This window comes from Novosphingobium sp. THN1 (assembly GCF_003454795.1).
Lineage (GTDB): Bacteria > Pseudomonadota > Alphaproteobacteria > Sphingomonadales > Sphingomonadaceae > Novosphingobium.
The window spans coordinates 1,350,436-1,370,563 of record NZ_CP028347.1; the positions used below are offsets into that span (position 1 = coordinate 1,350,436).

Sequence of the window (20,128 nt, forward strand, 5' to 3'; positions counted from 1 at the left end):
AGGCCTGCCACACGCAGGCTTTTGTCGCGGTGACCGACAACGCCTGCCTGACGTGCCACACCAAGGACGCGCACGATCACATCGCGGACAAGGGGCGGCTGCTCAAGGCGCGCGGCGAGCCGACCGGCATGGCCGCACTCCAGCGTGCGGTGGCCAGTGCCTTCAATCGCCCGGCGGGCAGGTGTGTCGATTGTCACACCGAGCATGAGGGGGCGGGTGCTATGCCAGCCACCCAGCAGAAATTCTGCGCGGACTGCCACAACGGTATGAAGGGTCGCTTGCCAGACACGAAGATCGCCGATGCCGCCGATTTCGGAACGGCCCATCCCCAGTTCAAGCCGATGATCATCAGCGGCATGAACGGCAAGAAGCCCCTGTTCCAGCGCGCCAGCTGGACGCCGGGGTTGACCGAGAACAACGGCCTCAAGTTCACCCATGGCCAGCATCTTTCCAAGACCAACGGCATTGCCCAGATGGTCCGCCGCATGCCCGGGCGCTTTGCCGCCGGCGATGCCCTGCAGTGCAAGGATTGCCACAAGGCCGATGCCACCGGCACTCGCTTCAAACCGGTAGTGATGGAAGATTCCTGCCAGTCCTGCCATTCGCTGAGCTTCGACCAGGTCGGTGGCACCTTCCGCACCTTGCGCCATGGCGAGCCTGAACTGGTGGTTGCCGATCTGCGCGCATTCTATCGTGGCGGCGCTCCGGCGCGTCCGGCGAACCTGTCGGGCCTCGCTCGCCGCGTGCCGGGTGACGCCGCGTTGCGTTCCACTGCGGCCGACTATGCCCGCGCGGTGAGGTTCTACCCGACGCGCGCCGAACAGGCGGTGGCGCAGGTGTTCTCAAATGGCGGAATGTGCTACGATTGCCATACCGTGGGCCGGGGTGGATCGATGGCCAGCGCGGGATTCACCGTGCAGCCGGTCGCACAGAACGATCGCTATTACCACAAGGGCTGGTTCGATCATAAGCCGCACAACAAGAGCGATTGCGCCGATTGCCACGTCAATGCCGCCACTTCGAACAAGGCGAGCGACCTGCTGGTGCCCGGCATTGACGGCAAGGGCGGGTGCCGTTCCTGCCATGTCGGCGGTGAGGGGGCAAAGCTTGCATCCGTATCCGTGAAAGACCCGGTCGATTCCTCCTGCGCGATGTGCCACTCCTACCACATGGACGCGGGCGCTCCCTGGGCGCCCAAGAAGGACCGGAAGAAGGACGTGGCGCAAACCGTGGCCGTGGCTGAAAGGCCCCGTTTCCCGGTCAAGCTGCGATAAAGCGCCGGGACGGGGGGACGATGCTGATCGCGCAGGTCACCGATATTCACCTCGGGTTCGAACCTGATTCGCCCGGTGAATTCAACCGGCAGCGGCTTGACCGCGTGCTGGGGGAACTGGCTGCGATGCAGCCGCGCCCGGATTTGCTGCTGGCGACCGGTGACCTGATCGACCGCGGCGATAGGGCCAGCTACGAGCGCCTGCGCGAGGCTTTCTCAGGCCTGCCGTTCCCGGTGCACTATGCGCTCGGCAACCATGACGAACGTGCCACTTTCCGCGAGGTTTTTCCCGAGATCGCCTTCGACGGGGGCTTTCTGCAGTATGTCGTCGAAACCGGCCCGCTGCGCCTGATCGTACTCGATACGCTCGAGGAAGGTCGCCACGGCGGCGCCTTCTGCGAGGCTCGTGCCGATTGGCTCAGGGCGCGGCTCGACGAAGCGCCGGATGTGCGCACGCTGATCGTCCAGCACCATCCTCCGGTAGAGGTCGGCATTCCGTGGATGAACACCGATCCGGCCGAACCATGGGTCGAACGGCTGGCTGCATGTTTGCGCGGCAGAAGCAACATCGTCGGCGTGGTCTGTGGCCATATCCATCGCGCCATCAGCACAGCGTGGGAAGGCACGGTTGTCGCCACCTGCCCGTCGACGGCGCCGCAAGTCGCGCTGGATCTGCGGCCGATCGACCCGGACTGCCCAGACGAGCGGAACCTGATCATTGCCGACCCGCCGGGTTACGCGCTGCACTGGTTCAACGGCCGTGAACTTGTGACGCACTGGGACACGGCAGAGGACCATCAGGTTCTTGCAAGGTACGATGCCAACTTGCAGGGCATGATCCAGCACATGCTGGCCGAGCGTCCCGGCGCTTGAGCGCCTAAGATGCTCTAGCGGACCGCCGCCAGCGCCTTCTGGCGCCGCCGCTGCACCGAACTGCCGAGCCCGATTGCCTCGCGATACTTCGCCACCGTGCGCCGGGCGAGGTCGAAGCCCTTGGCTTTCAACAGATCGACAAGGGCATCGTCCGAAAGGATCGCCTTGGGGTCTTCGGCATCGATCAGTTGCCGGATCGCGGCCTTGACCGCTTCGGCAGAAGCGCCTTCGCCGTCCGACGAGCCCACGCCGGATGTGAAGAAATACTTCAGCTCGAACGTGCCCCGCTCGCAATGCAGGTACTTGTTCGAGGTGACCCGGCTGACGGTCGATTCATGCATCGAGATCGCTTCTGCCACGGTCTTGAGCGTGAGCGGGCGCAAGTGCGCCACGCCGTGCCGGAAGAATCCGTCCTGTTGCTTCACCAGTTCCGATGCCACCTTGAGGATCGTCTTCTGCCGCTGGTCGAGCGCCTTCAGCAGCCAGTTGGCATCGGCCAGCTTGTCGCCCAGCCAGGCCTTGGCGTCCTTGCTGATACAGGCGCCGCGCATTTCGACATAGTAGCTGCGGTTGACGACCAGGCGCGGTAAAGTCGCCTGGTTGAGCGCGATGTTCCACCCGTCCCTTGTGGCGCGTACCAGGATGTCGGGCACGACAGCTTCTGCAGCACCACCACCAAAGCGCAGGCCGGGACGGGGATCGTAGCTGCGCAACTCGGCCAGCATGTCGGCGAAATCTTCGTCATCGACCTGGCACAGCCGCTTGAGCCGCGCGATTTCCCCGCGCGCGACGAGGTCCAGGTTGTCTATCAGCCGGGCCATGCAGGGATCGTAGCGATCGGCCTCCTTCGCCTGCAGCGCGATGCATTCGGCAAGATTGCGCGCGCCGACGCCAGTGGGGTCGAGTGTCTGGACCAGCGCCAATGCGCGTTCGACGACGACAAGCGATAGCCCGAGTGCGTCGGCAATCTCGCCGAGCGGAATGCCGATATAGCCTGCCTCGTCCAGCTGATCGATCAGCCAGCGGGCGACGAACAGCATCTGCGGGTCCGAAGTGCTTGCGCCGATCTGGGCGTGGAGATGCTCGGCCAGCGTCTGCTCAAAGCGGCCATGCTCGTCGATATCCGGGCCTTCGCCGCCTGCGGCAAGGTCGCGCGAGGCGGAAAGCTCGAATGCGCCCGCATCGCCGGTATCACGGTCGCGGTCCAGCGCAGAGACATCGATGTCGAGCGGTCGATCTTCCTCCACCCGACCTTCGGAAACCAGCTGGTCGACCGGCGAGGATTCGAGATGTGTCCGCCGCAGTTCCTCGGGCAGGACCTCCATGGGCTCGGGCTGAGAAGCTTCACCGATTTCCAGCAGCGGATTGGCTTCGAGCGCCTCGCCGATGAAGGTTTCCACCTCGAGGTTCGACAACGCCAGCAGCTTGATCGCCTGCTGGAGTTGCGGCGTCATCACCAGCGACTGGGTCTGCCGGATGTCCAACCGAGGCCCGAGAGCCATCCTTCAGACTCCCCCCGAGTCCAGCATCAGTTGCCGCCCTGCCTCACAGGGTGAAGCCTTCGCCAAGATAGAGCCTGCGGACGTTGGCATCGGCAACCAGCGCTTCGGGGCTGCCGGCAAACAGGACCTGCCCGCCATAGATGATGCAGGCGCGATCGACGATATCGAGTGTTTCGCGCACGTTGTGGTCGGTGATCAGCACGCCGATGCCGCGCCCTTTGAGGTCCTTCACCAGATGGCGGATGTCGCTGATCGAAAGCGGGTCGATCCCGGCAAAGGGCTCGTCGAGCAGGATGATCGACGGGCGCGCCGCCAGAGCGCGGGCAATCTCGCAGCGCCTGCGTTCGCCGCCCGAAAGCGCCATGGCCGGGCTGGAGCGCAGCCGCGTCAGGCCGAATTCGTCGAGCAGGCGTTCAAGCTCGGCTTCGCGCGTAGCCTTGTCCGGCTCGATCAGTTCGAGCACGGTCGAAATGTTCTGCTCGACCGTCATGCCGCGGAAGATCGAGGTTTCCTGCGGCAGATACCCGAGGCCGAGGATCGAGCGCCGGTACATCGGCAGCTTTGTGATATCGACGCCATCAAGCAGGATGCGGCCCGAATCGGGGCGTACCAGGCCCATGATCGAATAGAAGCACGTCGTCTTTCCCGCGCCGTTCGGCCCCAGCAGGCCCAGCACCTCGCCTTTGCCGACGGATAGGGAGATGTCGGTGAGAACCGCACGCTTGTCATAGGACTTGGCGATCGACACGACTTCGAGCCCGCCCTGCGGGATCGGCGGGGCAGCATTCGCAGGGGCGGCAGTCTTTTCGATCACGGTCATCGCTTCAGCTCTGCAGTTTCAGGCGCTTGGCCCTTCCAATAACGCCACATCGCGACGCGGCAAACCCCGCGCCGCGGATTTGGCAGGATTTATGCATGGCCCTGCTTTGCCAAACGTGAATGAGCGACTTGTCCTTGGGCGAAACACTCCGAATTGGAATTGATCTTGCAGGTTCGCGTGTCGCATGATCTACTGCTTTCGGAGCAGGGTAGCACAAGGATCGGAGCCATGAACAAGGCCCTCCATTCGCAGGCGGCAAAGTCCGCAGCGATCGACTGGCGCAAGAAGATGAGCAACAACGTCGCCTACGGGCTGCTGGTCTACACGGCGTTGCAGATCTTCGTGACCATGCACGAGCTTCAGGACCAGAGCGCCTCGATCCTCCCGGTCTTCGTGCTGGTCGTGCTGGTTGCGGCCATCATTCCGCTATTCCGTCATTTTGAGCGTCGCTGGGAACATCTGAGCGACGAACAGGCACATGACATGGCGTTTGCCGCCGCTTTCAAGCGGGACCAGGTCAAGGTCTGGGCGCTTGCGGCGCTGTTGCCCTTCCTGATTACCGGCATCTTCAAGGCGCTCGCCGCATTCTTCTGAAGCGAAGCCGGCTTCCTGACCTATCGATTGCCCCCGCCCGTTGAGGGCGCTAGACCCCGCAGCCTTCCTGCTTGCGAAAAGGTCTGTTCATGCTGTCACCCGCCGAAGCCCAGGAGCGCTGCGAAGCGCTGATCGCGCGCGCGCGCCGTGCGGGGGCCGATGCAGGTGATGCAGTCTATCTCGGCAACGCTTCGGAATCGGTCTCGGTCCGGCTTGGTGCGCTCGAGGACGTCGAGCGGTCCGAATCCGAGAACATTGGCCTGCGCGTCTTTGTCGGCGGGGCATCTGCTTCGATCGGCTCGACCGATCTTGGCGACACTGCGCTCGATGAGCTCGCCAGCCGCGCCGTTGCCATGGCCCGGCTCGCCCCGGCCGACAAGTTCGCAGGGCTCGCCCCCGAAGAGCTGCTGCTTCAGGGCCTTGCGCCCGACCTCGATCTTGATGACGGGACCGAGCGCAGCCCGGCAGACCTTCGCCGTCTGGCGGAGGAAGCCGAGGAAGCCGCCCGTGCCATCCCCGGCGTCACCAACAGCGAGGGCGGCGGGGCCAGCGCTGGACGAGGGCTGTTCGCGCTCGCCACCAGCCACGGCTTCTCCGGTGCCTACGCTGCATCCAGCCACAGCATCTCGGCAAGCGTCGTCGCGGGCGAGGGCGGCAACATGCAGCGCGATTACTCCTGGCGCAGCACCCGCCATGCCGCTGACCTCAAAGGCCCTGCCGAGATCGGCCGCGAAGCGGGCGAGCGGGCCGTACGCCGCCTGAACCCGGGACGGGTCAAATCCGGCCCGATGCCGGTCGTGTTCGACCCGCGCGTCGCCAATACTCTGGTCGGCCACCTGCTGGGAGCGATGAGCGGGGCCTCGATTGCCCGTCGCGCCAGCTTCCTGCTCGATCGCGACGGCCAGAAGCTGTTCGACAGTGCAATCACCATCTCCGACAATCCGCTGGCGCTACGCGGCATGCGCTCGCGCCCGTTTGACGGAGAAGGGCTGCCAACCGCGCCGCGCAAGCTGATCGATGCCGGGCAGTTGACCGGCTGGCTCATGGATTCGGCCGCCGCACGCCAGCTGGGGGCAATGCCGACCGGCCATGCCTCGCGTGGATCTTCAGGTGCGCCACACGTGACGTCCAGCAATGTCGTGCTCGAAGCCGGCACCATTACGCCTGCCCAGCTGATGGCCGACATCGCCGATGGCGTCTATGTCACCGAACTGATCGGGCAGGGCGTCAACGGCGTGACCGGCGATTACAGCCGCGGAGCTTCCGGCTTCCGCATCGTGAACGGTGAGCTGGCCGGACCGATTGCGGAATTCACCGTGGCGGGAAGCCTCATCGACATGTTCGCGGCATTGACTGCAGCGAACGATCTCGACGTCTATCGCGGTATCGATACGCCCACCCTGCGGGTCGACGGCATGAGCGTTGCGGGCGATTGAAACGAAAGAGGGCGCAAGGTCCGCCGACCCCGCGCCCTCATTCATTCGCAGAGGCGAAAGTTCAGCCCTTGGCCGACTTTGCGCGTTCGATCGCTTCGATCGTGATGCGCCTGGCGTCGTCAGCGCCGCCCCAGGTGCCAACGCGCACCCACTTGTCCTTTTCCAGGTCCTTGTAGTGGGTGAAGAAGTGTTCGATCTGCTGCATCACGATTTCCGGCAGATCGTCGCGTTCCTTCACGTCCGAATAGTACGGGAAGGTCGAATCGACCGGCACGCAGACCAGCTTCTCGTCTCCGCCGTGTTCGTCCTCAAGGTTGAGCACGGCGATGGGACGGGCGCGGACGACCGAGCCTGCAAGAAAGGGCGAGCGCGCGATCACCAGCGCGTCGAGCGGGTCACCGTCGGGTGAGAGGGTGTGCGGCACGAAGCCGTAGTTGGCGGGGTAGCGCATCGGCGTGTGCAGGATGCGGTCAACGAACAGCGCGCCCGATGCCTTGTCGAATTCGTACTTGACCGGCTCGCCGCCGACCGGAACCTCGATGATGACGTTGAGGCTTTCCGGCGGATTGTCACCGGTGGGAATCATGTCGATGCGCATCTTTGGCCCTGTTCGTTGGGTGGAGAGGATGCGCCGCCCCTAGCGAAGCCGCTTTTGCACCGCAACAAGACTTATGGAGTAACGCTTAGCCGAGGGCGTTTATCGTGAACGCAATCACGCCGATGTTGAACACGAACGCCGCGAAGGAATGCAGGGTGGCGATGCGGCGCACCGTCTTGCTGGTGATCTCGGTGTCCGATGTCTGGAAGGTCATGCCCAGCGTGAAGCTGAAGTAGGCAAAGTCCAGATAGTCGGGCGTTTTCGTGCCTGGAAAGTCGATCCCGCCGGCATCCTTGCCATCGCGGCTGGTGTAGAACAGGTGTGCGTAGTGCAGGGCATAGACTGAGTTGGCGAACAGCCAGGTCAGCAGCAGCGTGCCGACCAGTTTGACCATCGCCACCCTGTCGCCGCCCGAGGCACCGGGCAGCTCGCCGGAAATTGCGGCAAGGACGACCATGGTCACGATCGTGGTGATCGCCAGCACCAGCACGCGATTGGCGTCGTTCGCGGCTGCATGGGCGCGCATTTGCGTCACGTCGCTGTCCCGCAACAGCGGTAATAGGGAAAGCAGGAAGACGGCCGCTGCCAGGTCGAAGCTCAATGCTGCGGCATCGGCGGTCCGGTTTGCGCCAGGGATTTGCCAGTAGCCGAAGAAAGCGGCCAGTAGCAGCACGAGAAACAGCACGAAGCGCGGCGGCGCCAGCCGGTTCCCCAGCGTGACGCCGCCACGTTTCACAGGCTTACTTCTTCTTCGCCACAGCCGCGCCCGGACGCTTCGGCGTCAGCAGCAAATCGAGCCCGGTCGGCGCCTTGCCCGGGGCAACCCGCTCGAGCCACGGGTAACGCAGGCCGTCCTTGTAATCGAGCTTGATCGTCTCGAACCGGCTGCCGCGCTTGACCAGCAGTTCCAGTGGCGCGCCCTTTTCGCCCTTGGCCGCGGTGATCGCCTTCTTCATGTCATCGGCGCTGTAGGCCGTGCCATTGATCGCCATGATCTGCGTGCCCGTGACGATGCCGGCGTTGAAGGCCGGGCTGTCCCAGCGGGTGCCGGTGACCTTGCCTTCCTTGTCGAGCGAGATGCCGACCGAGTTGGCAAGGCTCAGGCCCTTGCCGAAGTCCATCGCGGCCTTCATGTAGGGATTGGGCTCTTCCTTCCAGACCAGCTTGTAGCCGCCCTTTTCGATGCCGTTCAGCGGCGCGGGCTGGCCCGGCTGGTTGATGCGGGTGTCGATCAGCTTGGCCCAGTCATAGGGGTAGAGCGCGTTGAGCTTGGTCACGATCTCGTCCACCTCGAACGGGATCTGTCCATAGTCGCCCGGGTTCATGCCGAAGAAGGCCTTGGCGAAATCGTCGATCGACTTCTTGCCGCCGGTGCCTTCACGCAGGATCTGGTCGATCTCGAGCCAGACCAGCGCGCCTTCGGTGTAGTAGTCCTCGTTGCGGGCGAGCGAGGAATAGGGCTTCGGCTTGCGCGAGGCGAAGACCGGATCGAAGCCTGTATCCTCGACCGAGCGCCAGTCGCGGCCCGGTTGCTGCGTGAAGCCACCCGCCCATGCCGCCAGCATGCCCAGCACGGTGTCCTTGCCCTGCATGCCCGAACGCGCGGCGAGGACTGCGCCCCAGAACTGGTCCTGGCCTTCGTAGGTCCACAGCAGGTCGCCCTGCATCGGCTGGCGATAATCGGGCGTCCACAGGCGCGCCGGGCGGCGGAACTTGCCCGACCATGAGTGCGCATATTCATGCGGAAGCAGGTTGCGGTCCCACTCCTGCTTGTCCCACTGGGTAAAGGCCTCCGGCTCAAGCTGGTTCTCGCTCGAACGATGATGCTCAAGGCCGATTCCCCGATCTTGTCCGACAGGGCGAGCAGGAAATCGTAGTGATCGAAGTGGTTAGCGCCGAACGCCAGCTTCGCTTCTTGCACCAGCGCGCTGTGGGCGGCGATATGCTCGGGCTTGGCTTCGAGCTGTTCGGCCTTGTCGGCCACGACATTGAGCGTGACGTTCTGCCCAAGGTCCCACTTCCTGAAATACTTGCCGGCGAAGATCGGCGAATCAACCAGCGTTTCGTAATCGGTTTCGGCCCAGGTCACGCGGTTGCCGCTCATGCTCATGCCGTCAAGCGCAGTGGCGGGCGTCCAGCCCTGCGGCAACGTCACGATCGGCTTCACGCGGATGCGGCGGACGTAGTGGCCTGCCGGGTAAAGGCTCATCTTTTCCCACTGCAGGTTGAGCATTTCCGGCGTCATCGTGATGCGCCCTTCGGCGCTTTGCAGCGGCGAGGTGTGGATCAGCTTGGCGACGACTTCCTTTGCGCCTGCGGGCAGCATGACGTGGAAGGCATAGACCTCGACGCGGTCACGCTTCCATTCCACCGGCTTGCCATCGACGAAGAACTGCACGCCGACCAGTTCCGACAGCGGCCCGCGCGGTCCATGGTTGCCCGGCAGCCACTGCGGGTAGAGCAGGATCAGTTCCTTGGCGCCTGAGGCGACGGGGATCGTCTGCGTCACCTTGTAATCGCCGCGCGCCACGTCGGTCGCGTCGATATCGAGCGTCATGACGCCTGGATAGGCGATGTCCTGCGCGTCCGGCACGGTCTGCTGGATCGGCACCGCCATCGGCGCGGAGTTGGCGGCAAGCGCCTGAGTTGACACGGAAAGGGCGAGGAGGAGCGGGGCGACCGCGAGTTTTGTCTTCATGGACCATGTTCATGGCCCGAAGAAGTCGCATCCGCAACCATTACGGCTAGCCTTTTTCGCGGCCCTTCCCGTTTTGCCGCTTTCGGGCTAATCGCGCGCACCATGAGCACGCAAACCCCGCAGCCTATTCGTGGCACCCAGGACATCTTCGGCCCCGATGCCGAGGCTTTTGCCTTCGTCGTCGAGACGTTCGAGCGCGTGCGCAAGCTCTACCGCTTCCGCCGCGTGGAAATGCCGGTGTTTGAAAAGACGGCGGTTTTCAGCCGGTCGCTGGGCGAGACGACCGACGTGGTCTCCAAGGAAATGTACTCTTTCGAGGATCGCGGCGGGGAATCGTTGACGCTGCGGCCCGAATTCACCGCCGGAATCGCGCGCGCCTTCATCACCGATGGCTGGCAGCAGTATGCGCCCCTGAAGGTTGCGACGCATGGGCCGCTGTTCCGCTACGAGCGTCCGCAGAAGGGCCGCTACCGCCAGTTCCACCAGATCGACGCCGAGGTGATCGGTGCGGGCGAGCCGCAGGCGGATGTCGAACTGCTTGTAATGGCTGACCAATTGCTGAAGGAGCTGGGCATCGCGGACGGCGTGACGCTACAGCTCAACACGCTGGGCGATGCCGAAAGCCGCGAGAAGTGGCGTTCCCAACTCGTGGCATACTTCATGGGGGCAAAGGACCAACTCTCCGAGGACTCTCAGGAGCGGCTGGCCAAGAATCCGCTGCGGATTCTCGACAGCAAGGACCCCCGCGACAAGGTCTTCACCGCCGACGCGCCCAAGATCGACGACTACCTTTCGAGCGAAGCGCAGGACTTCTTCGCGAAGGTCACTTCGGGACTCGACGCGGCGGGTGTCAGCTGGACCCGCGCGCCGACTCTGGTGCGCGGGTTGGACTATTACCGCCACACCGCGTTCGAGTTCGTGACCGACCGGCTGGGCGCGCAGGGCACCGTGCTCGGCGGCGGCCGCTATGATGGCTTGATGGAGGCGCTGGGCGGCGCGGCAACACCGGCGGTGGGCTGGGCAGCCGGGATCGAGCGGCTGGCGATGCTGGTGGGCGAGAAGGGCGAGGCCAAGGCCGACGTCATTGTCGTGGTCGAGGACGACGCGCTGCTGACCGGCGGGATCGCGCAGGTTTCGCGCTTGCGCCGGGAAGGTGTCTCGGCCGAACTCGTGGCGTCGGGCTCGGCGCGCAAGCGGTTCGACAAGGCGGTGAAGATGGGAGCGAAGGCGATCCTGGCACTGGCCATGCGTGACGGCCGGCCTGCAGCGCGCGTTCGCGCCGAAGACAGCGCGTCCGATATTCTGCGTCAGTTGCTTGACGCGCAGGCTGCTGAGTTCTGATGTACCACACGTTTTCCGTCACCCCGGGCTTGACCCGGGGTCCCGCTGTCCCTTTTGCGGCGGTTGACCAAATAGCGGGATCCCGGGTCAAGCCCGGGATGACGAAGTGAGGGTGGGCGCATGAGCGTTTCCGAAGCCCGCCTTGCCCAGATTGCCAATCGCTTTGCCGAGCTTGAGGCGCGGTTGGCTTCGGGCACGCTGGAGGGGGCGGAGTTCATTGCCGCCAGCCGGGACTATGCCGAGCTGGAACCGGTCGCCCGCGTCGCCCGCGAGATTGCGGACATGCGCGCCGAACTGGTCAGCCTTGCTTCGCTTGACGATCCCGACATGCGCGAACTGGCGGACGAGGAACTGCGGCGGATCAATGCCGAACTTCCCGAGGCCGAGCACCGCCTCGCCGTGGCCATGCTGCCGCGTGATGCTGCGGACAGCCGCCCCGCGATGCTCGAAATCCGCGCCGGCACCGGGGGCGACGAAGCGGCGCTGTTCGCGGCGGACCTGTACCGCATGTACGAGCGCTATGCCGCCGAGCAGGGCTGGCGGGTCGAGGTCGTGTCGGTCAACGCCAACGACCTGGGCGGGTACAAGGAAGTGGTCGCCAACGTCACCGGCAGCGGCGTCTTCGCCAAGCTCAAGTTCGAAAGCGGCGTCCACCGCGTGCAGCGCGTGCCGGTTACGGAGAGCGGCGGGCGCATCCACACTTCCGCGGCGACGGTTGCCGTGCTGCCCGAGCCCGACGAAGTTGATGTGCGGATCGAGGACAAGGACCTCAAGATCGACGTCTACCGGGCCAGCGGCGCGGGCGGGCAGCATGTGAATACGACCGATTCCGCCGTGCGCATTACCCACCTGCCGACCGGCACGGTCGTCACCTGCCAGGACGGGCGCAGCCAGCACAAGAACAAGGACAAGGCGATGCAGGTGCTGCGCGCCCGCCTGTTCGAGGCGCAGCGCGATGCCGCGCAGGGCGAGGAGGCCGAGGCGCGCAAGGCCATGGTTGGATCGGGCGACCGCTCCGAGCGCATCCGCACCTACAACTTCCCGCAAGGCCGGGTGACCGACCACCGCATCAACCTGACGCTGCACCGTCTGCCCGAAATTCTCGAAGGACCGGGCCTTGCCGAACTGATCGACGCGCTGATTGCCGAGGACCAGTCAAAGCGGCTGGCGGCGCTGGATGGGTAACAGCGCCAAGTGAAGGTTGCCGAGGCCCTGCGCGCTGCCGCCGACCAGCTTTCCGCCACGTCGGACACCGCGCGGCTCGATGCCGAAGTGCTGATGGCGCATGTGCTGGGGTGCTCGCGGACGGACCTGTTGCTGCGGCATATGGCGGGCGCCGTGCCCGATGGCTTCGCTGCTCTGGTCGAGCGACGGATGCGGCACGAACCTGTTGCCTATATTACCGGCAGCGCTGAATTCTATGGGCTGGAACTGGCGGTCAGCCCGGCGGTGCTGATCCCGCGCGGCGATACCGAAACGCTGGTGGAGGTGGCGCGCGAAGCCTTTTCCGGAACGGCGCCACCTGTGCGGATTCTCGATCTCGGGACGGGCTCGGGAGCGCTGCTGCTGGCGGCGCTGTCGCTATGGCCGCAGGCTGAAGGCATCGCGATCGAGCGCTCTCCCGAAGCCCTGGCAGTGGCCAAGGCCAATGCCCAACGCCATGCGCCGTCTGCGCGCGTTCTGGAGGGCGACTGGACGCAGACGGATTGGGCGCAAGGGCTGGGAAAGTTCGACCTGGTCCTTTCGAACCCGCCTTATGTCGAGGACGAGGCAGAACTCGATGCGTCGGTTCGCCAGCACGAACCCGCCTCTGCGCTGTTTTCTGGCCCTGACGGACTGGACGATTACCGGATTCTGGTGCCGCAGCTTCCGGAGTTGCTGACCGAACGGGGTATCGCCATCGTCGAGATCGGCTGGACGCAGGCCGACGCCGTTTCAGGCATTGCGCGCGCTGCCGGAATGTCCGCGCGGGTCCATTGCGATCTGGCGGGGCGAAAAAGGGCGGTCGAAATGGCGGTTTCTGCCAATATTCCTCTTGGCAAGGGACCTGCGGGGCACTAATTGTGTTTTTAGGCAGGGGACGGACGAAGGCTTCCCGTCCCGGCCAAATCCACCATTTGCAGGGAATATCGGCCAAAGAGGTCGGGACGAAAGCAGATGCTGGGAACCCCGATTCGCATGACGCGAACCGGTGGCGGAGGGTTGCGCGGCATTACGGGTTGCTCAAGCTTTACGAGAGGCCGCCCCATTTAAGGAAGTGCCTGAGTTGAATAACAATCGTGGTAACAACCGCCGTCGCGGCCGGGGCAACAACGGTCGCCCCCAGAACGGTGGTCAGCAGCTCAACCGGATCGACAGCCGCGCGCGGGGCAATGCGCCCCAGATGCTGGAGAAGTATCGCAAGCTCGCGCAGGACGCCCATCTGAATGGCGACCGCGTGCAGGCCGAATACTACCTGCAGTTTGCCGACCACTATTTCCGCGTGATCGCTGACACTCGCGTCCGCCAGGAAGAGCAGCGTGCCCGCCAGAACGGCGGTGAGCGCTGGCAGGAGCAGGACGCCGAGGAAGGTGCGGACGAATTCAGCGTCGAGGGTGATTTCCCCGCGTTCGACCGCCCGGTCTCGACCCGGCGCGAGCGTGAGGACCGCGAAGACCGCCAGGATCGCGGCGAACGCCAGGACCGGGGTGAACGCCAGGATCGCGGTGACCGTTATGAAGGTCGCCGTGATCGCGAGGATCGCCAACGTGACGACCGCCCGCGTGATGATCGGCAGCGTGAAGATCGGCAGCGCGATGATCGTGGTTCCGAAGAGCGTGGCACCCGTCGTGAGGGCACGCGCCGGTTCGAGCGCAATCGCAGCCGCGATGCCGAAGCTGAGGCGGCACCTGCCGAGGCTCTGCCCGGCGAGGGTGTTCCCGCCATCGAAGGCGAGCCGATTGCCGACGCCAACGACAATCCGTTCGTGACGCGCGCTACACGTGGGCTTCGCCCGCGCACCGAGCGTCGTCCGCGCGGCGCCAAGGCTGCGGCTGACGAAGCACCGGCGACGCTGGATGCCTCGTTCCTGCCGCCGTCGATCAGCGCCAAGGTCGAGGCCGAGCCTGCTCCTGCTGCAGCACCGGCGGCAGAGGTGGTTGTCGAAGAAGTTGCTGCTCCTGCACCCAAGAAGCGCGGCCGCCCGCGCAAGACTCCGGTCGCCGAAGCGACCGAGCCTGCAGAGGGCTGATTGGTGATGCCGGGACGGGCCGCTTGCGGTCTCTCCCGGCGCACCCCATAGCAGGGAGGCATGACAGCTTCCCGCTTTTCCTCTCGCCTTCCTTCGCGTGACAGCTTGCTGACCATTGCCGCTGGTGGCCTTGCTGCCTGCGGCTTTCAGCCTTTGGGCCTGTGGCCGCTGACGCTGGCCGCCTTTGCATTCCTGATCCATCGCCTGCACGTGGTGAAGACCTGGCGGCAGGCGCTGCTCACCGGATGGCTGTTCGGCGTCGGGCACTTCACTGTCGGCAATGGCTGGATTGCAACGGCTTTCACCTATCAGGCGGAAATGCCGACCTGGCTTGGCTGGATCGCGGTGGTCCTGCTCGCGCTCTATCTCGCGGTATTTCCGGCCTTGGCGATATGGGGCGGCTGGTGGCTGGCGCACACGCGGCGGGCCATGCTCCTGCCAGCCTTTGCCGCGGCGTGGATCGTGTCTGAATGGCTGCGCTCGTGGATGTTCACAGGGTTTGCGTGGAATCCGCTGGCGATGGTGACGCTGGGCGGTTTCGATCGTCCCGGCCTGGCGCTGGCGGCACAGTGGACCGGGACATATGCGCTTTCGGGCCTCGTCGTGCTGCTGGCGGGGTGGTGGCTGTTCGCCCTGCGCGCGTGGCGGCAGGGGCAGAAATGGGCAGCAGGGGCCTATGCCCTCGGGCCGGCGCTGTTGATGGTTCTGCCTTTGCACGGCGAGCGGCTGGAAGGGACATTGCCGTTCACGCTGGTCCAGCCGGACGTGCGGCAGGACCTGCTCAACGATCCCGCCAATTTCGAGAACCAGTTCCAGAAGACGGCGGCGCTGTCGCTGGCCCGCAAGCCCGGCGAGAACCGCTTGTTGCTCTGGCCGGAGAGCGGCGTGCCCGACTTCCTGCGCGAGGGCTATGCGCAGTTCTGGTACGACGAGACGACCTATGCCGGTGATCCGCTGCTGGCGCGCGAACGGCTCGGTCGGGTCGCCGGCAAAGGGGGCTTGCTGCTGACCGGAACGACCGATCTTGCCATGGAGGGGCGCAAGGTCGCGGGTGCCTGGAATGTGGTGACCGCGGTGGATTCGGCCGGAGCGATCCGAGGGTCCTATGCCAAGGCGCACCTGGTGCCCTATGGCGAGTACCTGCCGATGCGCTCTGTCCTCGAACCGATCGGCCTTTCACGGCTGGTGGCGGGCAGCCTCGACTTCTTTGCAGGGCCGGGGGCGCGCACGCTCGATCTTGGCGCTTACGGCAAGGCCGGGGTGCAGATCTGCTATGAGATCATCTTTTCCGGGCAGGTGGTGAATCGCGGGCATCGGCCGGATTACCTGTTCAATCCGTCCAATGACGGCTGGTTCGGCGCCTGGGGGCCACCGCAGCATCTGGCGCAGGCGCGGATGCGGGCAATCGAAGAGGGCTTGCCGGTCTTGAGAGCCACGACGACGGGCATCTCGGCGGTGGTGGATGCCGATGGCGTTGTCCGGCAGTTCGTGCCGCAGCATCGCGCCGGGCGCCTCGACGGCAAGGTGCCGCCGCCCCACGCGCCGACGCTGTTTGCGCGCACCGGGAACATGCTCGGCCTTTTGTGGGCAGTAGCGCTTCTTTTTGTTGCGCTTGTTGCAAGCGCCACGCGGAAACGCTAAGCGGTCTGGGACATAAAGCTTTCTTTATATTGCTTGCCTAACAGCACAGGCCCTTTTGGCATAGGACTCTCGATGCGCACCGATTACCTGTTCACTTCCGAATCCGTATCCGAAGGCCATCCGGACAAGGTTTCCGACCAGATCAGCGACGCGATCGTCGACTTGTTCCTGTCGAAGGACCCCGAAGCGCGCATCGCCTGCGAAACCCTGACGACCACGCAGCTTGTCGTGCTTGCCGGTGAAATCCGCTGCAAGGGCGTGTACGAGAACGGTGAATGGGCACCGGGCGCGCAGGACGAGATCGAGCGGACCGTGCGCGAGACGGTGAAGCGCATCGGTTATGCGCAGGACGGCTTCCATTGGGAGAAGTTCGAACTCATCAACCGCCTGCACGGCCAGTCGGCCCACATCGCGCAGGGCGTCGATGCTGGCGAGAACAAGGACGAAGGCGCCGGTGACCAGGGCATCATGTTCGGCTATGCCACCGACGAGACGCCCGGCCTGATGCCCGCCACGCTCTACTACAGCCACAAGATTCTCGAGCGCATGGCCGCCGATCGCCACTCGGGCGCTGCGCCGTTCCTCGAACCCGATGCCAAGAGCCAGGTCACGTTGCGCTATGAAGGTTCGCTGCCGGTTGCGGCCACGGCGATCGTCGTCTCGACCCAGCACAAGGCGGGTTACGACGAGAACGACCCGGCCAAGCAGGCCGAGCTCGCAGCCTATGTGAAAGGCGTGATTGCCGACGTGATCCCGCCGGTGCTGCTGCGCGAGACCGAATACTTCATCAACCCGACCGGCAGCTTCGAGATCGGCGGTCCCGACGGCGACGCTGGCCTGACCGGCCGCAAGATCATCGTCGACACCTATGGCGGTGCGGCTCCCCACGGCGGCGGCGCGTTTTCGGGCAAGGACCCGACCAAGGTTGATCGTTCGGCCGCCTACATCACCCGCTACCTTGCCAAGAACGTGGTCGCAGCAGGGCTCGCCACGCGCTGCACGATCCAGATCGCCTATGCCATCGGCGTGTCGAAGCCGCTGTCGCTCTATGTCGACACGCATGACACCGGCACCGTCGGCGACGACAAGATCGAGCAGGCGATCCTGGGCATTGCCAAGCTTGGCGGCCTGACCCCGCGTTCGATCCGCACGCACCTGGGCCTCAACAAGCCGATCTACCAGCCGACCGCGGCCTATGGTCACTTCGGGCGCAAGGCCGAGGGCGACTTCTTCCCGTGGGAGCGCACCGACCTCGTCCACGATCTCAAGGCGGCGCTGGCCTGAATTGCTGGTCGGGGGAGCCGATGACGACTCCCCCGCCTGTCAGAACCGGCCCTTCCTCGGCCCGAGATAGCCGAACAGGAAGGCGCCAACCTTCCGCATCTGGATCTCTTCCGCACCTTCGGTGATGCGGTAGCGGCGATGATGCCGGAAGATGTGTTCGAACGGCTTGTGGCGCGAATAGCCGATGCCGCCGTGGACCTGCATGGCACGGTCGGCAGCTTCGCAGACCAGCCGGTTCGCCCAGTAATTGCACATCGAGACCTTGTCCGACAGTTCACGCTCGATGCGCTTGTGGCCGCCCTCTTCGGCCTCGAGGCGGTCCATTTCCCATGCCGTCTTGCGGATCAGCAGGCGCAGCATCTCGCACTGCGTGGCAAGTTCCACCAGTGGGAACTGGATGGCCTGATTACGGGCAAGTTCCTCGCCGAAGGGCTTGCGTTCGCGCGCATAGCGCACCGATTCCTCGACGCAGAACGTCGCGGCGCCAAGCGATGATGCCGCCTGGCGGATGCGGTTCTGGTGAACGAAGCTCTGCGCAATGGCGAGCCCGCCGCCGATGGGGCCGAGGATCGCGCTGTCCGGCACCCAGACGTTGGTGAACGACACGCGCGGGTGGTCGGTCGGCATGTTGAAGGTCCACAGGTACTCCTCGATCACGAGGCCTTCGGTGGGGTTGGGCACGAGAAAGCAGGTGATGCCGCGCGCATCGCCGTGCTCGCCGCTGGTGCGGGCGAAAGTGGCGCAGTGGGTGGCGACATGCATGCCCGTGGTCCACATCTTCTCGCCATCGATGCGCCAGCCCGGCACCCCATCGCGCGTTTCCGGCACGGCGCGGGTTTCCATGTGCGTGGCGTCGGAGCCATGGTTGGGCTCGGTGAGGCCGAAGGCGGTGCGGCGGGTGCGGGCAAAGCCGCCGTTGATGAACTCTTGCTTCTGTTCGGGCGTGCCAAAGTGTTCGAACATGTTCACGAATGGGAAGTTGCCGACGATTGAGTGTTCGTTCTGCAGGTCGTTGTGCAGCCCCAGACCCTTGGCGGCGAAGTGGTCGCGGATCACTGCCATCCACAGGTTCTTGCCGTCCTTGCCGCCGTACTTCTTCGGCGCGGAGAACCGCCAATGCCCGGCTGCATCGGCACGGCGGGTGGCCTCCACCAGCAGTTCTTCCCATTCATGCCGCGGCAGACCGCCGCTTTCGAAATCGGTGCGGGCCCATTCGCGGCGGTGATCGAAGAAGCGGATGTTGTCGTCCGCCTGTTCGAGCGGCTTGATCTCGGCATCGATGAAGGCGTCGAGTTCGGCGATATAGGCGACGAGGTCCTGGGGTAGGTCGAAGTCCATCAGGCTTGGCTCCAGAGGGCGCGGGCGGGCGCGAGCGCGGGGTACTTGGGCATGTCGGCGGAAAGGGTGGACAGGGTGCGAGAACGGAGCGTGGCAAGAAGTCCTGCCGTTGCGAGCGACTGGCGCCCGGCGAGAATGTCCTCGGCAAGGCGCTTGTCCGCGGGATCGGCACGCCCGGCCAGTTCGCGGCGGACGATGCCGAGGGCATTCTGGGCGACGGCCAGTTCCCAGCGCTCGCGCCCCTCGAGCTTGCCCTTGACCGTGGCGGCGAGCCATTCGGAAACGGCGGTCAGGACTTCCGTTGCCGTTGGCTCGCCCCGGCTTTCGGGTGCCGGCAGCGGCGCGGCGGGGAGGAGGCGCTCGCGCTCTGCCTCAGGGGCTTCGCTTTCGAGCAGCAAGAGCAGGTCTAGCTCCTGTTCCGCGCAGCGGCGGGCGACGACGACCCGTTCCAGCGATCGATCTGTGCCGGATCGCCATGATTGCCCCATCGACAGGCAGCCAAGTGCCCACCACACTGTCCGATAGACCAGCCAGAAGCGGAAGCGGGCCGGATCGAACGGCTCACCGCCGGCGTCCTCGTAAGCGCGGGCCAGCGTGGCCACATCGGTCAGGCCGAACCCTTGCTTGTCGAGCCTGCCGAACCGCCACACCGTCATGCAGCCGTAGGCCAGGTCCTCATGCCCATCGCCGATGTGGGCCAGTTCCCAGTCGAGCACGCCGGACAGGCGGCCTGCGTCAACCATGAGGTTGCCGATGCGGAAATCGCCATGGACGACGACTGGGGATGTCGGCGCAGGCACGTTGCTGCGAAGCCAAGCGAGGCCCAGCGCAATGACCGGACGGTCGCCACCAGCATCTTCGAACTGACGGACGAGCCCCTCCACGCCTTCGGCAGGGTCCAGCACCGGAAGGAAAGGCAGGTCTTCGGGCGAAAGCGCGTGAATGCCTGCCATGGCCGCTGCAAGATCAGAAGCAAGTTCCGGTGGAGACGAAAGCGCATGCTCGGGGTCGGCCGTGCCCGGAAGGCAGCGCATGATGAAGCCGATGCCAAGGCCGTCAGCGCTTGTGAGTTCGGCAAGGACTTCCGGCGCTTTGACACCGGAGGCGTGAGCCTGCCTGATCAGTTCGGCTTCGCCATCCATCCCCAGCGAACGCGCCGCGATCCATTCTGCAGAGGGCGCCCGGCGCAATACGAACCGGTCATCCCCGCAGGCAAACGCCCAGGATTCCATGTTCGCACCGCCGGACAGGCGCTGCAGGCCGGAAATATCGCCAGCATGGCCAGCCCTTGCCATGACCGCTTCGAGCAGCGTTTCCATTGCCTCTCCACTTCCGGCTTTGCCTGCCGGTTGGGCGCACTATCCTTAACCGATCGGTTAAAGTCCAGCGCGAATCAGTGCGTGCAATTGGTTCCCGCATGATGCGCCCATCCGCACGAGGGATGCGCCGAGATGGTCCGAAAGGCACTTTGCCTTAGAATCACAACGCGATACTTATGTTA

At 64.9% G+C, this 20,128-nt stretch carries 17 protein-coding genes and 1 pseudogene; 10 read left to right on the forward strand and 8 right to left on the reverse strand.

The features are described 5' to 3' along the window. Positions 1-29 precede the first annotated feature (29 nt). Positions 30-1,274, forward strand: coding sequence for a hypothetical protein (locus tag C7W88_RS06670; protein WP_240344864.1), 1,245 nt, complete (start codon positions 30-32; stop codon positions 1,272-1,274). Positions 1,275-1,294: 20 nt separating this feature from the next. Beyond that, a complete protein-coding gene (locus tag C7W88_RS06675) occupies positions 1,295-2,146 on the forward strand; it encodes a phosphodiesterase (protein ID WP_118072964.1) in 852 nt (283 codons plus the stop codon). A gap of 14 nt (positions 2,147-2,160) precedes the next feature. Here the strand turns inward: C7W88_RS06675 and rpoN are convergent, their stop codons facing one another. Together rpoN and lptB are read right to left on the reverse strand one after the other, a co-directional pair. Continuing rightward, entirely contained in the window at positions 2,161-3,648 is a 1,488-nt protein-coding gene (gene rpoN, locus C7W88_RS06680; protein WP_118072965.1) for an RNA polymerase factor sigma-54, read from the reverse strand. Positions 3,649-3,691: 43 nt separating this feature from the next. Next, positions 3,692-4,468, reverse strand: coding sequence for an LPS export ABC transporter ATP-binding protein (lptB, locus tag C7W88_RS06685; RefSeq protein WP_118072966.1), 777 nt, complete (start codon positions 4,466-4,468; stop codon positions 3,692-3,694). Between the two features lie 228 nt (positions 4,469-4,696). Here lptB and C7W88_RS06690 point away from each other — a divergent pair, with 228 nt between their 5' ends. Next, positions 4,697-5,062 carry a hypothetical protein gene (locus C7W88_RS06690; RefSeq protein ID WP_118072967.1) on the forward strand — a complete coding sequence of 122 codons (366 nt, stop codon included), beginning with the start codon at positions 4,697-4,699 and terminating at the stop codon, positions 5,060-5,062. Positions 5,063-5,151: 89 nt separating this feature from the next. Next, positions 5,152-6,498, forward strand: coding sequence for a TldD/PmbA family protein (locus C7W88_RS06695; protein ID WP_118072968.1), 1,347 nt, complete (start codon positions 5,152-5,154; stop codon positions 6,496-6,498). A gap of 61 nt (positions 6,499-6,559) precedes the next feature. On the opposite strand, the gene ppa is transcribed toward C7W88_RS06695, so the two are convergent. The 4 genes and pseudogenes from ppa to C7W88_RS24680 form a co-directional block, all read right to left on the reverse strand. Further along, on the reverse strand, positions 6,560-7,096 hold the full coding sequence (gene ppa / locus C7W88_RS06700; RefSeq protein WP_118072969.1) for an inorganic diphosphatase: 537 nt from the start codon (positions 7,094-7,096) through the stop codon (positions 6,560-6,562). An 85-nt stretch (positions 7,097-7,181) separates the two neighbouring features. Continuing rightward, positions 7,182-7,832: a DUF1345 domain-containing protein gene (locus C7W88_RS06705; RefSeq protein ID WP_118072970.1), complete on the reverse strand. Its 651-nt coding sequence runs from the start codon at positions 7,830-7,832 to the stop codon at positions 7,182-7,184. Between the two features lie 4 nt (positions 7,833-7,836). Further along, a complete protein-coding gene (locus C7W88_RS24675; protein WP_370073233.1) occupies positions 7,837-8,934 on the reverse strand; it encodes a hypothetical protein in 1,098 nt (365 codons plus the stop codon). A gap of 251 nt (positions 8,935-9,185) precedes the next feature. Beyond that, positions 9,186-9,794 (reverse strand): annotated as a pseudogene (locus tag C7W88_RS24680) (peptidase M61); the annotation flags it as partial. Positions 9,795-9,896: 102 nt separating this feature from the next. Here C7W88_RS24680 and hisS point away from each other — a divergent pair. From hisS to metK, 6 genes are all read left to right on the forward strand, one after another. Then, complete coding sequence (gene hisS, locus C7W88_RS06715) at positions 9,897-11,135, forward strand: histidine--tRNA ligase (RefSeq protein WP_118072971.1); 1,239 nt, start codon at positions 9,897-9,899, stop codon at positions 11,133-11,135. A gap of 120 nt (positions 11,136-11,255) precedes the next feature. Continuing rightward, the gene (prfA, locus tag C7W88_RS06720; RefSeq protein WP_118072972.1) at positions 11,256-12,320 is read left to right on the forward strand and encodes a peptide chain release factor 1; all 1,065 of its coding nucleotides are present in this window, start codon (positions 11,256-11,258) and stop codon (positions 12,318-12,320) included. Positions 12,321-12,329: 9 nt separating this feature from the next. After that, complete coding sequence (prmC, locus tag C7W88_RS06725) at positions 12,330-13,196, forward strand: peptide chain release factor N(5)-glutamine methyltransferase (RefSeq protein ID WP_118072973.1); 867 nt, start codon at positions 12,330-12,332, stop codon at positions 13,194-13,196. 196 nt (positions 13,197-13,392) lie between these two features. Then, on the forward strand, positions 13,393-14,364 hold the full coding sequence (locus C7W88_RS06730) for a DUF4167 domain-containing protein (RefSeq protein WP_370073206.1): 972 nt from the start codon (positions 13,393-13,395) through the stop codon (positions 14,362-14,364). A 60-nt stretch (positions 14,365-14,424) separates the two neighbouring features. Then, positions 14,425-16,005 carry an apolipoprotein N-acyltransferase gene (lnt, locus tag C7W88_RS06735; protein WP_118072974.1) on the forward strand — a complete coding sequence of 527 codons (1,581 nt, stop codon included), beginning with the start codon at positions 14,425-14,427 and terminating at the stop codon, positions 16,003-16,005. A 72-nt stretch (positions 16,006-16,077) separates the two neighbouring features. Beyond that, positions 16,078-17,289: a methionine adenosyltransferase gene (metK, locus tag C7W88_RS06740; protein ID WP_118072975.1), complete on the forward strand. Its 1,212-nt coding sequence runs from the start codon at positions 16,078-16,080 to the stop codon at positions 17,287-17,289. A gap of 39 nt (positions 17,290-17,328) precedes the next feature. Here the strand turns inward: metK and C7W88_RS06745 are convergent, their stop codons facing one another. Together C7W88_RS06745 and C7W88_RS06750 are read right to left on the reverse strand one after the other, a co-directional pair. After that, positions 17,329-18,627 (reverse strand): acyl-CoA dehydrogenase family protein, encoded by a 1,299-nt coding sequence (locus C7W88_RS06745; RefSeq protein WP_118072976.1) that lies wholly within the window; start codon positions 18,625-18,627, stop codon positions 17,329-17,331. Continuing rightward, positions 18,627-19,946, reverse strand: a complete 1,320-nt coding sequence (locus C7W88_RS06750) for a phosphotransferase (RefSeq protein ID WP_118072977.1) — start codon at positions 19,944-19,946, stop codon at positions 18,627-18,629. Before C7W88_RS06750 ends, C7W88_RS06745 begins: the two co-directional genes overlap by 1 nt. Positions 19,947-20,128 lie beyond the last annotated feature (182 nt).